A 14,794-nucleotide genomic window follows, 5' to 3' on the forward strand; every position below is an offset into this window, starting at 1 on the left:
ACATGGCAGGATTACTTCAGCAGGGCATGCAGCAGCAGGCTGCACCGCCACAGCAGCGACCTTCCCCACAGGCCGGGCCTCAGCAGCGCCCACAGCCACAGCAACCCCAGCAGGGCGACCCGCGCACGGACACCGATCCTCAACAGGGCCAGCAGATGTACAACGCCCTGATGAAATCCATGCTCGGCTACCTGTATGGCCCGGGTATGCCGCAGGTCGAGCAGGCACTCAACCAGGGCGATGACATCGTGCAGCGCATGGCCACCGTCATCAGCTCGGTCATGCTCACCACCTATCACGCGCTCAACGCCGAGGGAAAAACCGTGCCGCCGGGCGTGATGTTCCAGGCAGGCATGGAGCTTGCCAAGGCCGTGGGAGAGATCGCCGTCGAGATGCGCAAGCTGCCCGGCCAGGGCAATGCTGAACCCATCGAGGCCGCATTCATGGCGGGCATCGGACGCTTCGGCCAACTCGTGCAGGATGGCGCCATGACCCAGCAGCAGAAGCAGCGCTATGCCGAGATGATTCGGGCCATGCGACAGCTCAAGCAGCAGGCGGGTAAGCGACCAGCCCAGCAATCCCAGACGCAGACTCAACCACAGGAGGCACGCTGATGGCGGGACTACTCGGAGCGGTTATGGGCGCCATTGGCGGTGCCGGCGAGGCTGTGCAGACGAATGCCAAGCTCGAGTTGCAGAAGCGCAAGGAAGAGGCGCTCCTGGGCGTGCGTCACAAGTACAGCATGGCCGAGCAGAAAGACCAGCAACAGTTCACTGCCCAGGAGAATACCGCTAACCGGACATTCCAACGCGGTGAACGCATCGCCGGACAGGAGTTTACCGCTGGCGAGAACCAGGCCAACCGACAGCACGATACCCGACTCACCCAGATGCGAGAGGGTGGGGCAAACTCTCGGCTCAATGCTCGCCTCAGCGCTGACCGCGAGCAGGGGCGCAACGACTGGCAGTTGGTGCCCATGGAAGGCGGCGGCTACACCCAGTACAGCCCGACGCGTAACGAGTACCGCGATGCAAACCTGCCGGAAGGGGCCAAGCTGGACGCGACAACCGATCTATCCGAACGGCAAACCTACCAGCTCGATGCTATTCAGAATCGCATGGAGGCGATCCGCGAGGCGGCGAGCAATAACATGCGCGACCTGACCACGGAAGAGAAGACCGAACTGGGGCGTCTGAAAGGACAGTACGAGGCCATTCTCGGCAGCGGGGGTGGAGGTCAGACTATCCTTGAGCAGCTGACCCAGGGCGAGGGCGGCGGCCTGACCGAGCCCAGCGCACAGCCTGCCGACTCCGTGCCCGGCATCATTCAGCGAGAACGCCAGGTACAGCAAAGCACGCAAGCCAGCAACGAGGCCGCGCGTGAAGCCAATGCCGCTCGCGAGACAGCCGATAGACTGCTCGAAAAGATCGAACAGGAGAAGGGCGGCGGCGCGACCGGCGGGCTACTGCGCAGCATCAACCAGGCACGTGGCCAGGGCAGCATCAGCGAAGCGACGATTGCCGAAGCCCAGCGCGTCGCCGATCAGCTGGTCGAGCTTGGCCGAAACGAGAACCTCTCCGCCGACGAGAAACGTTGGCTGGCCGAGAGAATCATGCAGTTGCAGGACGCCGGCGTTCCCATCAACATCAACCAATGATCCGCTGGGCGTGACTGGCTGACCCTCGCCTGATCACGTCTAGTGCCTACCAGCCTTGTCGGGAGACAACGCCTCATGGCTCTGCTTGACGAAATCCGTCAGAAGAATCCGTCCCTGCGCGATCGCTCGGACACCGAACTGAAATCCCTCATTCGCCAGTCCCCCGAATTCAGCTACTTCAGCGACGACGAGTTCGACGCCTACGTGAGTGGCCAACCCGCACAGACCAAGAGCGATAGCGAGCCCGGTTTCATGGCCGGCCTGTCCGCCGGTGTGGACCAGCTTCAAGCGATGGGTGGCGGCCTCATCATGGCTGCCGGTGAAGGCCTGGAAAGTAAAGGCATGCTCGATGCCGGTCGCGACATCTACCAGTCGAACATGGCCGAGGCCGACGAGAACGCGCTCGGCTATGGCTTCACTGACCTATTCAGCGATCCCGAGACCAGCGCACTGCAGTGGGCGAGCTATACCGCAGGCAACCTGCTGCCGATGCTGGCCACGTCCATGGCAGGAGGTGGTGTGGGTGGTGTTGTTGCGGGTCAGGGCGCCAAGCTACTGGCCGGTCAGGCGGTCAAGGAATCGGCCAAGCTCGCTGCCAAGCGACTGGGCCAGGCGGCCGGGGCCTATACCGCCTCTACCGGCATGGAGATCGGTGCCATCATGGGTGAGGTCGAGCGTGCCGATGTCGCACTGGCCCACGGCGCCGTTGCCGGTGCGCTGGATGCGATCCCGGCCATCTATGCGTTACGCAAGTTTGGTGGCGACGAGATCGCCAACCGGGCGGCCAATGAGATCTCCGACAGCGTGTTGGGCAGTCTACGCCGCACTGCTAATCGTGGCACCGCAGCGGCGGCTGGGCGAGGCTCTGCACTGCAGACCTTGCTCGAAGGCGGCACTGAAGGCCTGCAGGGGCTGATCAGCCAGCACGCCAATTACTGGGTGGAGAACAACGGCGAGTCGCTTCTGGCCAACCTGGGTGAGGTCAACTGGAAGCAGATGATCGATGAGGCTGCTGCCGGTGGCCTGATGGGCGCCGCCATGGGCGCCCCTGCCGGCGTTGCCGAACGAAGCCGGGCTCAAGGCCAGGTGCAGCGCATCGAACAGGCCCGCAACCTGCCGCCGACCGAGCAGGGCCCGGACGGCAATCCTGATCCGTTGGTCTTCGACAATGCCAACGTCAGCCAGCAGGAATACCGCGACGCCTGGGCCGAGTACGACATGCCTCCGGCACAACGTGCCCAGCGTCGCAAGGACCAGGCGATTGCCGAAGCTCGCCAGCAGGCCGCCGCATCCGGCGGGGACGCCCTGAGCCAGGCGCAGGCAGCGCAACAGGCCGAGCAGATGGCCGATGGGATAACCCGTCAGGAGCAGGCCACCGAGGGCAAGGTCCAGGCTGAACTGCAGCGCGATGCCAAAGTTGGCAATCGCATCCAACTGGTCATGAGTGAACTAGACGACTTGCAGCACATGGCCAAGGGATCGAGTTACCAGGGCCAGACCCGGCTCCGCAATATCAACCGTATGCTCGACCGTGCCGTTGCAGCGCATGAGGTCGGCTACATTGACCAAGCCGAGCGCATGGTCGATCGCGCCGAGCTGATTGCCCGTAACCTGCGCGACGCGCTGAATCGTGCCGGCAGCAGCGAGCGTCCCGTGCAAGCCGAGGGAGAATTGGTTGATGGCGAAGCGCAGAGAGTGGCAGGCCTGCTCGGCCAGGACAGCCGCCGCTTGCCCCCAGGTGACCCGAGCACAATCTACGGCAGTGGCCCCACCGCCGATACCACCCAATACGACCAGCAAGCGCGCACGGTACGTCGCGATGAGCGTATGGCAGCCCAGCAGCAGGGCGCCCAGCGCATGCGCGAGGACGTGGCCGCGCAGCGTCCGAAACTGACCGACCAGGGCATCGTATACGGTGACGGTCCGGTGGCCCAGCGAGGCAATGCCAACACCGGACTGGACCAGACCTTCGACCGAGCCCGGTTCACGGATACCGGAGCCCAGCAGGACAACGATGCCCAGCGCGCCGAGCAGCAGCGCCGCGCCCAAGAGGTTGCCGAGCTTGCCCGCACCCGCGGTCCGATCGAGACCGCCTACCTGGCGGACAACACGCCGGTGCGCGCCCGGTACCGCATCATGGACCTGGCAGAGCTGACGCCTTCCAACACGCCGGATGGGCGCAAGAACCCCCGCTTCCCAGCGGAACTGCAGCCGCGCGACCGCACGAACGCCAACAGTCAGGTGCAGGTACGCAATATCGCCGCCAACCTGAACCCCGAACGACTCGGTCGCAGCAACGATGCTGGCACTGGCGCGCCGATCATCGGCGCCGACGGTGTCGTGGAGTCGGGCAATGGGCGAACCATGGCGATTTCGCAGGCATACCAGCAAGGCGGCAGCCAGGCGCAGCGCTATCGTCAGTTCGTCGCCCAGCAGGCCAAGGCCATGGGCATGGACCCGGCAGCTGTTGCCGATATGGCGCAACCGGTCCTGGTGCGCGAGCGCGTGACCAGCATCGACCGCGCCGAGTTTGCCCGCCGAGCCAACGAATCGACCGTCGCCGGCATGACCAGCTACGAGCAGGCGCAGGCCGACGCCGACAGACTGAGCGCGGAGGATCTGCAGCAGTGGACTCCCGACCAATCCGGTGACCCATTGGCCGCCAGCAACCGGGCCTTCCTACGCTCTTTCGTTTCTCGCCTGGGTAGCAACGAAGCCAGCCGCTACACCACGCGAGATGGCCAGGCCACGCCCGAGTTGGCAAGCCGTATGCAACGCGCGGTATTCTCAAAGGCCTATGCCGACAGCGACATGGTCGAGATGGCGACCGAGCAGGGCGACGCCATGCGCAACCTGACCGGAGCCCTGCAAGCCGCGGCGCCGGACCTGGCCATTGCCCGCGAGACAGGCAGTCAGGATGCCTTGGCCGCCATCGATACGATCAATGACGCCGTGCGCTTGGTGCGCCGCTCCCGTCAGGACGGCAAGCCGATTCGTGAGCTGGTCAACCAGACCGATGCCTTTGCCGAGCCGGTACCGGCCCTGACCGCCGACCTGGCATTAGGGCTCAACACCAACATGCGCTCCCGCGCTGCGCTCGAGCAGGCCATGCGATACATTGGCCAGGCTGTGCGCGTGCGTGCCGAAGGCGAGCAGAACGGCGCACTCTTCGAAGACACAACAACCACCCAGGACGTATTCGATGAAGGATTCCGACAAGCCGAAGCAGTAGGGCAACGAGCACCTGCGCGGGATGTTTCAGGACGCACTGCACGTCGCCAACCAGACGCTGCCGAAGGGCGACAAGCTGATCCTGCCCAAGGGACTGCAGAAGCCCAAGAAGTAGAGGCCGCGCCAGAGCAGACGCAGGGCTCATTGGATGGCGGAACCCGCTACCGCCTCGAGGACTCCGACGCAGGCGCTGATGCACCTACCGCCGAAGCCGTGCGCAATGCACTGGCCGGCATGGAAGAGCAGCTCGGTGACTTCACAATCATCGATCACCCGCGCGAGCTGCCCCAGAACGCCATCATGGCCATGGCCCTGCAGGGCGTGAACCCGCGTGACGTGAAAGGCCTGTACCTGGGTGACCAGCTCTACATTATCGCCGGCAACAACCTCAGCCTCACTCAGGCGGTGCAGACCGCAGTGCATGAAGCCGTAGGGCACAAGGGCATGCGCGGCGTGCTTGGCGAGGAACTGGTCCCGGTGATGCGCAGCCTGTACCGCAACCTGCCGCATCATCCGAAGGGCCGCGAAGCGCTCAACGAGGTGCTGGAAACCTACAACTTCCTCGATAAGAACAACCCCGACGACCAGGTGACCATTGCTGAAGAGATGGTGGCCCACCTCCTGGAGAAGGGGCATCGGCCCAAGGCCTGGCAGCGCGCCATCGCGAAGATCCGCAGCTTACTGCGCCGCCTGTTCCCCGGCGTAGCGTGGTCCTATACCGATGTACTGGCCCTCGGTGAACAGTCGCGCGCTTGGTTGCAGAAGCGTCAGGCGGACCCTGCACCCAACAGCGAAGAGGCCCTGCGCTTCGCCCTGGCCGGCAAGACACGCACACCACTGGCCGACCAGTTCGCCGACTTCACCGACACTGATCGCAGTGCTGCCAATAAGATCGGACCCAAGACGCCGACGCAGCGCGCCTTGAGCGAAGCGATTCAGGCTTGGCGTAACGGCCAGGCGATGACCTATTTCATGGAACGGTGGGAGGTAGCAAGGCGAGTCATACGCCAGGGGATGGTGGATCGCTATGCCGCATTGCTGGAAATCGACCAGGCGGCCGCCAACGACAAGGACGTAGTTCAGAACAGCACGGCCTCATCGAGCTGGGTGCTGGCCCGCATGGCCAATGCCGCCAACGGCGCCCTGAATGCCATGCTCCACAATGGCAGGGTCTACCTGGATCCAGACGAGAAGGTCATCGACATTCGCGACGATGGCAGCACCGGGCTGGGTAGTGTGCTTGGACGCCTGGGTTCGGCGGCCGAGATCGAGCGCTTCATGGGCTGGATTGCCGGCAACCGCTCTCACCAGCTTGCCAAGCAGGGCAGAGAGAACCTGTTCGCCGCCGAAGAGATCGATGCCATGCGCAACTGGAACCGTGGCAGCACAGAGAGCGGGCAGAACCGTTCGCAGCTCTATGATGACGTCTTCACCGAGTTCCAGCAGTACCGAGATGATGTGCTGGCCATCGCTGAGCAGTCCGGCATCATCAGCGGCGAGCAGCGGGCCATGTGGCGCGATGAATTTTACGTGCCGTTTTACCGCATCAACGAGCAGGACAAGTCCTTCGAGGGGCCGATCGCCACCAGCGGCCTGTCCCGCCAACAGGCGGTCAAGAAATTGAAGGGCGGTACCGACAACCTCAACGACCTGCTGCAGAACACGATGATGAACTTCCACCACCTGATGGAAGCCAGTCTCAAGAACCAGGCGGCCATGCAGGCGGTGGACAACGCCGAGGCGGTGGGCATTGCCAGCCAGGTGCCGGAATCCAACCGCGACACCACCAACAGCACCTTCGTGATGCGCAACGGCCAGAAGGTTTTCTACCAGATCGATGATCCGATGGTATTCAAGGCCATCACGTCGCTGGCCCACCCGGGCATGAATTCGTCAGCCATGAAGATCATGCGTGGCTTCAAGCGCGTGTTTACCAACATGACGACGATCACGCCGCAGTTCGTCGTGGCCAACCTGATCCGCGACAGCCTGCAGGCCTCGGCAACGTCGAACGTCAGCAAGAACGCCCTGGCCAACGTGATTACGGGAGGGCGCACGCTCAAGGACGCCCGCACTAATGCCCGGATGATGGCCAGCGGGGCATCGTTCAACTTCGGCCATCTGTTCGGCAGCAACCCCGACGAACTGCGTGCCCAACTGACTCGGGACATGCGCAACGCAAATATGGTCAGCGGACCAAGCATGGTGCCCAATGCGGTGCGCACCCTATGGTCCAAGTGGAATGACGTCAACAACTTCGCCGAGAACCTCAACCGCGGGGCAATCTATCAGCAGAACCGGGATGCAGGGCGCGGCAAGCTGTACAGCGCCTTCGAATCCCGCGATTTGATGGACTTCAGTTCGCACGGCGCCTGGCCGGCGGTGCGTATCCTCATCGATATCGTGCCGTTCCTGAACGCTCGCCTGCAGGGCCTAGACAAGATCTACCGCAGCGGCATCAAGCCCGGCGCCAATACCGTGCTGGAAGCCTTCGGCCAGGGGCAGGCCAGCGTCAACGACCGCCAGGCAGCGGCCCGCTTCTGGATGGTCACCGGTGCGCTAGCCATGGCCACCATGGCGCTGTACGCCCACAACTACGATGACGAGGAATACCAGAAGCTCGAGGACTGGCAGAAGGATACCTACTGGTTCTTCCGGGTCGGTGACAAGGCCTTCTTCATTCCCAAGCCGTTCGAGGTGGGGGCCATCAGCACCCTCACTGAGCGCATGCTCGAGCAGGCCATGGACGATGAAGCCACGGGCAAGTTGTTCCGTCAGCGCCTGGCCCACATGCTCACTGACACATTCAGCTTCTCGCCGGTGCCGCAGGCCTTCCAGCCGGTGCTGAATGTCTACTCTAACAAGGATGACTTCACCGGGCGGCCGATCGAGAGCATGGGCATGGATCGCTTGTCGCCGGAACTGCGCCGCAACAGCAGCACCACGGCTGTCGGCCAGGGCGTCAGCACGGCACTGAACAGCACGGCCGGTGCGCTCGGTGAGTGGCTGGGCATCTCCAAGGAAGACAATCCGCTAGCCCTCTCTCCAGTCCAGGTCGATCACCTGATTCAGGGTTACCTGGGGCAGGTCGGCGCCTGGACAGCCGGGGCGACCGATGTCGGCTGGCGTACCCTCAACGGTCAGGAGAGCCCGGCCCAGCACTGGTACGAATACCAACCTGTGCGCCGCTTCTACCAGAACCTGGGTGACGAGGACCGCTACACAAAGTACGGCACGCTGTTCTATGACGGCTTGCAGGCTGCCCAGCGCGCCTATAGCGACGTGAAGGAACTGCGTGAGATGGGCGAACTGGAGCGAGCCCGGGAAGTAGCCGACAGCAAGCAGGCCATGCTACGGCTGCGCCCGGCGCTCAATCGCGCTCAGGCCAGACTGCGCAAGGTGAACCAGCAGATGGATATGGTGCGTCGCTCGAATCTCGGTAGCGATGAGAAGCGACAGCGGATGGATCGGCTACGCGCGGTGAAGAACCAGATCCAACGTGCGCTGGGCGAGCGGGTGCAGGAGGCGAGGGCAGCCAGCTAGCGTTTCTTGCTGGCGAACACGCCGGCAAAGAACAGCAGCCCGAACACCAGCGGGGGAAAGCAGATCACCAGCAATAGGCCAGGGATGGCCACGAAGCTGACAATCAGCCAGCCCTGCAGGTTCTGCCAGTCACGAGGCATCACGGTCATGACCATCAAGCCAAAAAGCGGCAGAGTCATCAGTACCGGGCCAAGGGTATCCATGTCCATGGATGCAGCGTAACGGGGCGTAGCGTGAAATGCGAGGGGCTATAATCTAAACTGCGCTACGCCAATCCGTCCGGAAGTCTAGTTCTCTAAGGAGCTGGTAGACATTACAGCACCTCACGCCAACGGCGCTGCAGACGTCAGGGACCTTGCGGTTCGCGCGCTTCTTGCTTGGCTTTGAAACCTCATTGGAAACGACAATGCGATTAGCGGGATCCCTTAACCCATAGGCGACCAGAAATGGGTCCATTGCGATCTTTTCTAGCTCCACCTCATTCAGGTCGGGTGCGTAACCTTTTTGTATAACCCTATTCAATAGAACTGGATCAAACTCTTCATCTAGGACTAACCTATCCCGCACATCCCTACGCCTTGCCCATTGAACGTGCTGGGCGTTGGCTCCGCCTTTTATTTCATCATGCGTCTCGTACGGCATGGCGATCGAACCGTTTGCGGCATGAAACTCGATCCAGTCCCAAAATTCCGGCACCCGATCCATATGGTAGTAGAGGTCGTGAGCATGGATGATGACGTTGGCATCAAGTAGGAACAATTCTTTTTGTTTAACTGGCATTACAACCCTACCATTTCAGCAACATTACCTGGGCTTACTCCCAGTACTCTCCCAGCCTTCGTCTCGGTAAGCACCCCGCCATGGAGCGACCGGCGCACTAGGCCAATCAGTGCGCCCCCAGCGCGGTGCCGTTGTGTATTGTAAAAATTACCGCTTGGGCCCGAGTTTTCTTTTTTGCGTGTAGCCTTGCTGTTAAGCCAGAGCTCACGAAGCTCATCGCTTATCTGCTGCCATTTCCCCTGGTCTATCAGGTTGGCCCTAAACAGGCGGTAGGCAACGAGCGAGGCGCTGATATTGAAATAGTTGGCCTCGCGCTGCAGAACCGTTGCGAAAGGCTCTTCAGATCGCCGAGCATCGCTATAGAGCAGTCTGATTTCGTCCAAGGTAATTAGGATGTGACTCGCCACATCGTTGCAGTAGCGTTCAACCTGATGCTCATGTGTTTGAGCACTGATGCCCGTCTTGCCCAGCCAGAGGTGAACGACCTCATGGAGTAGCGTGAAGCACCAGGCAGGCTTCGAGTCGTTTTGGTTGATTACAACAAACGGTGCGATCGGATCGGATAGAGCGAAACCGCGGAATGCATCGGTGCTTATTGAAGAGTGATGGCTGCCCAAATCGCCTATAAGCAGAACATAAATGCCTCGCTCCTCAACGAGCGCTCTCAAATAGTTGAAGGCTTCGTGCGCATTCGGCTTTTTTCGATATTCGGTGATATCGATCCCGAAATAATCTCTTATTGCTTGGCAGGCTTCGTCGATCTCCGGCATTTTGAGACCCATTCCGACGAACTCCACCGCCTCGTCTTCTTCACTATCAATGAGAGCATCTTTCACTAGAGACTGGCGAGTATAGATATCTCGCACCAAGGCATTCACGCTACCCTCGTGCTCTTCCCTCTTCGCATCGGGCAGGCGTCGAAAGTCTTCCCCCATAGACGCGCTGCGGGGAGGTGCTGGCAGGAAGAAAGTGATAAACGGCCGATGGTACTGCTTGGCCATTATCATCAACTGCTTGTGAGTAGGGGATTTTTCGCCGGCTTCAAAAGCTTGCAGCACTTCTACCCCAGACATGTTTGTACTCTTGAGTGACAGCTTTTTCGCTGCTTGCTCAAGGCTCAGGCCGGCGCTTTCTCTCGCCCACTTGAGTATGTCTGGATTTGCTTTACCCATTACCTATGTCTCCATCGGCTTCGGCTCGGCGCCGATACCTTAATGCGTAGACTGCAGAGCACGACGTGCCAACTAGATTAGCGCTCCTTAAGGCCAGGCACAAAGCAGAGATAGGGCGGTTTTTTTGCGCTATTTGCTGCTTTGAAGTAATGCATCGCCTGCCCAGGCTCACTGTTGCCTAACGGCTTCTGATGTGGTGTCAGGGCTTATTTGCGCCTCTGTCATGAAGCAGCAGTACTGTTACCTGCAGATAGCCCCACAAGGCGTACCATCGTTATCGCCATCAAGCCTTCCATTCCCGCACTGCTGCAGGTGAAATATCGCTTCCTCGCATGAGGCCATGACGCCACAGGTCTTCTTCGTCCCACAATCAAACTGCGCTGACGGCTGAGCGAAGATCGGATCGTTGGCAGCTGGTGTGGGGAGTGGTGCCGGCTCAGCGTTGGGCTCAATATACGGATTGCCACTGCCTTGAATAGCGGCGATACGCTGGTTGCGCAGGAACTCCCAGCTATCAACGGGGTCCGCCGTGGCCCATGCTTCAAATTGGCGCTGCTGCTGACTGCTGATATCTATGCCGTAGGTGTCGCGCATATACCAGTACGTCCGGGCGATATCGCCCCTCACTTCGGGACGCGGCTCGAATCGATCGACACCGAAATCGACCTTCGACTGGCAGGCGCCGTACTGAAACGCATCAACACTCGTGGCCATGCCATAGCGTAGATTCGAACGGTCACCGTTCACTTCGCCGATAGATGGAACCAGGTTGATGAGGTCGCCCTCGGCACGGTTGAACTCGGGGCTGGTCGCTTCGCAATTCTTGCGACCTCCTTCTTGCCAGCACTGCATCGCACGCCCGAAATCATACGCCGGCATGACGTGCTCCCACTCGATGCGCGCTGCACGCTTGGGCTGTTTGCGTACTTGGTAGCCGCAGCCTTCCAGGTCCGGCGTGTTGTTTGGCCCGCTGTAGTTGCAGCCGCAGTAGAACGTTTCCCGGTGGTCAGCATAAATCTCCCAAGCAATCCGCTTGGCCGCCGAGAAAGAGGAAGGAGCATCCGCAAACGTGGGCAATGCAATAAGCAGGCAGGAGAGCAGAAGGAGGGTGCGATGCTTCAAGATTGCTCGTCCTCGCCACCTTTGAGCCCCTTAAGCCTGCCGTTCAATTCCTTGCGCATCAGATCGACCTGGTTGAGCAGCATCTCCATGGCCACGATCAGTTCTCGCGTATCGGAGTCGGTCGAGATGCGCGGACCTACCTCAGCCCCTTCGCGGACAATACCCTCGCGGGCGAAGCTCTCTTCAAGGCGCGACACCGCTTCCGCCGTCTGAGTGCGGTTATTTCGCTTGGCCGCCTCCCTGATCAGATCACGCAGATCCTTGGGTACACGGAGGTTCATCTGGGCTTCGTTTTCTCTCATGGGGCGAGAATGTAGCAAAGTGCTACATGTGACAATAAAGCAGTGTGCTACGTTTTTAATAGCCATTTGATGGAAAGGAGCCCGTCATGCCCGCTACTGTTCAGACCAACGTACGCCTGCCCGTTGGTATAAAGGAGTGGTTGCGGCGAGAGGCCAAGCGTAACCGCCGGAGCCTGAGCGCCGAAATCACGTATCGGCTAGAGCAGTCGCGACGGGCCCAGGAGGGCGCCAAGAACGACAGCGAGCCGACCCGATAGTCACTTTTTACGCAGGTAGGTCAGTGAGTAGATTCAGAAGTCATCAGGGGCTAACAGGGACAGGGAAGCGCCACGCCGGATACTGGAAGCGTAGGGAAGGGCGAGTCACACTCAACAGCGAGCAAGCGGCAGACCTCAACCTGCTGTGCTATCACGCCAAATGGCTGTGCCATCGATGGCAGACAGAGCTGGGCCCCGCATTGCAGGGGCTGGGGAGCAGGCATGCCGTGGAGTGCCATGCCCACATCATAATGGCAGCAAAGCTGGCCCACTCGATGCGGCGAGCAACGCGCCGTTGAGGCAAAGTACGCCGCTCCCTGTCATCGCTTGTCGTGAATGTCTTACATGAATTGTATGAGTTTTCTGACGCTGCCGTGTAATTAGCGTGTTAACGTCGCTGGGACGTCTCATCCTGCGTTCCCTTTTGGGATCGCCCTAAGTCTACGTCATTAGAAGGCCCTGCCAGGATGGTGGGGCCTTCTTACTAGTTATCTGAGCATTGCTTACGCTACGTGTCGTAGATCTCCTACAAGCACCACCAACATAGTCTATATCGTGACCCAGCTATACCTGCCACACTGCATCCATCGAGCTAAGGAAAGCTCGAGCAAGGAAGGCCGAGCACATGGATGGCTCAATGACCAAGGATGCACGGGCAGGATGCCTGTGGTGGTAGCACGGAAAGCAGCGCTAGATAGCCCGGCCCCAGTGGCCGGGCTTTTCTTTGTGGCTTTATCTTACCCACGCCACGGGCAGTTCGTCCCACCGAGTGGTATATCGTGGCGTCCGGTGCTGGCAGCGTAGCTTCCAGGCGCTGTCTTTCTTCGCCTTGCCGACGCTGACCATGTCCCGGCCATGCTCCCTATTGATCTTGTCCATGACAGCCATGAGTCGTTCATTACGATGCCGATCGACATCCGACTGTGGTGTGTCGAGCAGATCCATCTGCAGCGTCGCCTTGTCGGCCAGGTCCATCATCATGACGCCCGCCTTCATGAACGCGTACCCGGGCAGATACATTTCATCAAGTGCACGCTGGGCAGCGTTGACGATAGTCAGGCTATCGTCGGAGGGGCGGGGTAGTGGCACCACTAGGCTGGGATTGTATTGTGCCAGGTCTAGGCGGTGCCGGTTCGTCTGCAGAAACACCATAATGGCCCGGGCTACCGAGCCTTGCCGGCGTAGCTTCTCGGCCCCGCGGCTGGCATGTACACGGATGGCTTCACGCAGGTCCGACTTATAGCCGGTCAGCCGGCCAAAGGACCGACTCGTCATTATGTTCTGCTTGGGCCTGGCGATATCGTCGGTCTCGATGCAATCCACGCCGCGTAGTTCCCAGACCGTCCGCTCCATCACCACGCTGAATTGCCGCCGCATGCGCTTGGGATCAGCTTGGCGAAGCTCCCATGCCGAGTGAATACCCATGTCACCCAGCCGGACGCCTGTACGCCTGGCTACACCCCATAAGTCGGTGACAGGGGTACGCTCCAGGATGGTTCGCGTAACTCGGGCATCAGGATCAAGCAGACAGATTCCCTCTAACGCTGTCAGTTTCTTGGCTAACTTGTTGGCCACCTTCGCCAGGGTGCGGCTGGTCGAGAGACCGACGCTGACTGGAATGCCAGTGTTGCGCCGAACGATGTGGCGCATCTTCTGGCAGTGAGCCTCGAGCTTGTCCCGGGCGAACCCATCGAAGCCCAGGAAGGATTCGTCAATGCTGTAGATCTCGACGTCGGGCGTAAAATCACGCAGCGTCTCGGTCACTCGCCGGCTCATGTCGCCATAAAGTGTGTAGTTCGAACTGAGCAGGACGCATTGACGCCGAATATCAGGCGGCAGCTGGAATGCCGGCGTTCCCATCTCGACACCGAGCGCTTTAATCTCTGCCGAGCGGGCTATTATGCAGCCGTCATTGTTCGAAAGGACGCCGACCGGTCGCCGCTCCAGTTTCGGATTGAACACCCGCTCGCAGCTGACGTAGAAGTTGTTGCAATCCACCAGCCCGATCATCGTCCCACTCCACGCCGGTGAGCATGGATGTTGTGCGTGACCACGCCCCAGACAGTGACATCACAGCCGTCCAGCACGATCGGGGAATAGGCCGAGTTGCCGGAGATGAGCGCCGTGCAGCCATTGGTCATGCCCAACCGCTTACAGGTGAGCTCGCCATCGACGACGGCGATCAGGACATCGCCCGGACGCGGATCCAGCGCCCGGTCAACGATCAGCAAATCCCCATCGAAGATGCCGAACGAGAGCATCGAATCGCCCTTGGCGCGCACGTAGAAGATGGCCGAGGGGTGCTGAACCAGATGCCCGACCAGGTCGAGATCCCGTTCCAGGTAGTCATCGGCTGGGGAAGGGAAGCCGGCCCGGACTTCGCCAGCGGCCAATGGCAGTAAAGTAGGCGGGGTCACTTCATCGACGCGACCGAGGATGTCGAAAGCCATCGTCATACCGCACGCTCCGCCACGTTCCAGCGCAGGCCCACGGAGTCGTCATCGAAACGCGTAATCGTCACGTTGCCGTGGGTGCCAAGCTCCTCGAGCATCGCCTCCCAGTCCTCGACGCTCTCATCCGGCTGACGTTCCAGGATGACGCTATGAGCCATGCGGGCCCGAGGCGTATTGACCGCGCGCTGCACGCGTTGGCCGAGCTTGAGATAAGAGGGCGGTGTCTCCGCTGCCTGCGCCTGTACTGCCATGGTTTTCCTCCCTGTTTGAAGTACTG

The 14,794-nt window shown here is 60.6% G+C and carries 12 protein-coding genes; 4 read left to right on the plus strand and 8 right to left on the minus strand.

Annotated features, from left to right (window positions below):
* Positions 1-2: 2 nt before the first annotated feature.
* The 3 genes from MHM84_RS01280 (at position 3) to MHM84_RS01290 (ending at position 8,431) form a co-directional block, all read left to right on the plus strand.
* On the plus strand, positions 3-614 hold the full coding sequence (locus tag MHM84_RS01280) for a hypothetical protein (RefSeq protein WP_239261626.1): 612 nt from the start codon (positions 3-5) through the stop codon (positions 612-614).
* Positions 614-1,657 carry a hypothetical protein gene (locus MHM84_RS01285; protein ID WP_239261630.1) on the plus strand — a complete coding sequence of 348 codons (1,044 nt, stop codon included), beginning with the start codon at positions 614-616 and terminating at the stop codon, positions 1,655-1,657. Before MHM84_RS01280 ends, MHM84_RS01285 begins: the two co-directional genes overlap by 1 nt.
* 75 nt (positions 1,658-1,732) lie before the next feature.
* Positions 1,733-8,431, plus strand: a complete 6,699-nt coding sequence (locus MHM84_RS01290) for an LPD38 domain-containing protein (RefSeq protein WP_239261632.1) — start codon at positions 1,733-1,735, stop codon at positions 8,429-8,431.
* On the opposite strand, the gene MHM84_RS01295 is transcribed toward MHM84_RS01290, so the two are convergent.
* The 5 genes from MHM84_RS01295 to MHM84_RS01315 form a co-directional block, all read right to left on the minus strand.
* Complete coding sequence (locus MHM84_RS01295) at positions 8,428-8,640, minus strand: hypothetical protein (protein WP_239261634.1); 213 nt, start codon at positions 8,638-8,640, stop codon at positions 8,428-8,430. The genes MHM84_RS01290 and MHM84_RS01295 overlap by 4 nt on opposite strands.
* Before the next feature lie 46 nt (positions 8,641-8,686).
* On the minus strand, positions 8,687-9,211 hold the full coding sequence (locus MHM84_RS01300) for a DUF4411 family protein (protein WP_239261636.1): 525 nt from the start codon (positions 9,209-9,211) through the stop codon (positions 8,687-8,689).
* The gene (locus MHM84_RS01305) at positions 9,211-10,383 is read right to left on the minus strand and encodes an ImmA/IrrE family metallo-endopeptidase (protein WP_239261638.1); all 1,173 of its coding nucleotides are present in this window, start codon (positions 10,381-10,383) and stop codon (positions 9,211-9,213) included. Before MHM84_RS01305 ends, MHM84_RS01300 begins: the two co-directional genes overlap by 1 nt.
* A gap of 240 nt (positions 10,384-10,623) precedes the next feature.
* Complete coding sequence (locus MHM84_RS01310; protein ID WP_239261640.1) at positions 10,624-11,505, minus strand: endonuclease; 882 nt, start codon at positions 11,503-11,505, stop codon at positions 10,624-10,626.
* Positions 11,502-11,786 (minus strand): Arc family DNA-binding protein, encoded by a 285-nt coding sequence (locus MHM84_RS01315; RefSeq protein ID WP_239261642.1) that lies wholly within the window; start codon positions 11,784-11,786, stop codon positions 11,502-11,504. Before MHM84_RS01315 ends, MHM84_RS01310 begins: the two co-directional genes overlap by 4 nt.
* Positions 11,787-11,893: 107 nt before the next feature.
* On the opposite strand from MHM84_RS01315, the gene MHM84_RS01320 reads away from it, so the two are divergent.
* Complete coding sequence (locus MHM84_RS01320) at positions 11,894-12,064, plus strand: Arc family DNA-binding protein (RefSeq protein WP_239261644.1); 171 nt, start codon at positions 11,894-11,896, stop codon at positions 12,062-12,064.
* A gap of 732 nt (positions 12,065-12,796) precedes the next feature.
* Here the strand turns inward: MHM84_RS01320 and MHM84_RS01325 are convergent.
* From MHM84_RS01325 to MHM84_RS01335, 3 genes are read right to left on the minus strand one after another with little or no spacing between them, the layout of a single operon-like run.
* Positions 12,797-14,074 carry a Y-family DNA polymerase gene (locus tag MHM84_RS01325; protein WP_239261647.1) on the minus strand — a complete coding sequence of 426 codons (1,278 nt, stop codon included), beginning with the start codon at positions 14,072-14,074 and terminating at the stop codon, positions 12,797-12,799.
* Positions 14,071-14,520 carry a translesion error-prone DNA polymerase V autoproteolytic subunit gene (gene umuD, locus MHM84_RS01330; RefSeq protein ID WP_239261649.1) on the minus strand — a complete coding sequence of 150 codons (450 nt, stop codon included), beginning with the start codon at positions 14,518-14,520 and terminating at the stop codon, positions 14,071-14,073. The genes MHM84_RS01325 and umuD overlap by 4 nt, the downstream gene beginning before the upstream one ends.
* A complete protein-coding gene (locus MHM84_RS01335) occupies positions 14,517-14,768 on the minus strand; it encodes a DUF1654 domain-containing protein (protein ID WP_239261650.1) in 252 nt (83 codons plus the stop codon). The genes umuD and MHM84_RS01335 overlap by 4 nt, the downstream gene beginning before the upstream one ends.
* Between the last annotated feature and the right edge of the window lie 26 nt (positions 14,769-14,794).

Source organism: Halomonas sp. McH1-25, from assembly GCF_022348165.1.
Classification (GTDB): Bacteria; Pseudomonadota; Gammaproteobacteria; order Pseudomonadales; family Halomonadaceae; genus Modicisalibacter.

Excerpts from the sequence above, each read along its gene's own strand:
- MHM84_RS01320 (WP_239261644.1), top strand. The coding sequence starts at position 11,894 with ATGCCCGCTACTGTTCAGACCAACGTACGCCTGCCCGTTGGTATAAAG.
- MHM84_RS01315 (WP_239261642.1), bottom strand. The coding sequence starts at position 11,786 with ATGAACCTCCGTGTACCCAAGGATCTGCGTGATCTGATCAGGGAGGCG.
- MHM84_RS01325 (WP_239261647.1), bottom strand. The coding sequence starts at position 14,074 with ATGATCGGGCTGGTGGATTGCAACAACTTCTACGTCAGCTGCGAGCGG.
- MHM84_RS01280 (WP_239261626.1), top strand. The coding sequence starts at position 3 with ATGGCAGGATTACTTCAGCAGGGCATGCAGCAGCAGGCTGCACCGCCA.
- MHM84_RS01285 (WP_239261630.1), top strand. The coding sequence starts at position 614 with ATGGCGGGACTACTCGGAGCGGTTATGGGCGCCATTGGCGGTGCCGGC.
- MHM84_RS01300 (WP_239261636.1), bottom strand. The coding sequence starts at position 9,211 with ATGCCAGTTAAACAAAAAGAATTGTTCCTACTTGATGCCAACGTCATC.
- MHM84_RS01305 (WP_239261638.1), bottom strand. The coding sequence starts at position 10,383 with ATGGGTAAAGCAAATCCAGACATACTCAAGTGGGCGAGAGAAAGCGCC.
- MHM84_RS01295 (WP_239261634.1), bottom strand. The coding sequence starts at position 8,640 with ATGGACATGGATACCCTTGGCCCGGTACTGATGACTCTGCCGCTTTTT.
- MHM84_RS01335 (WP_239261650.1), bottom strand. The coding sequence starts at position 14,768 with ATGGCAGTACAGGCGCAGGCAGCGGAGACACCGCCCTCTTATCTCAAG.
- MHM84_RS01290 (WP_239261632.1), top strand. The coding sequence starts at position 1,733 with ATGGCTCTGCTTGACGAAATCCGTCAGAAGAATCCGTCCCTGCGCGAT.
- umuD (WP_239261649.1), bottom strand. The coding sequence starts at position 14,520 with ATGACGATGGCTTTCGACATCCTCGGTCGCGTCGATGAAGTGACCCCG.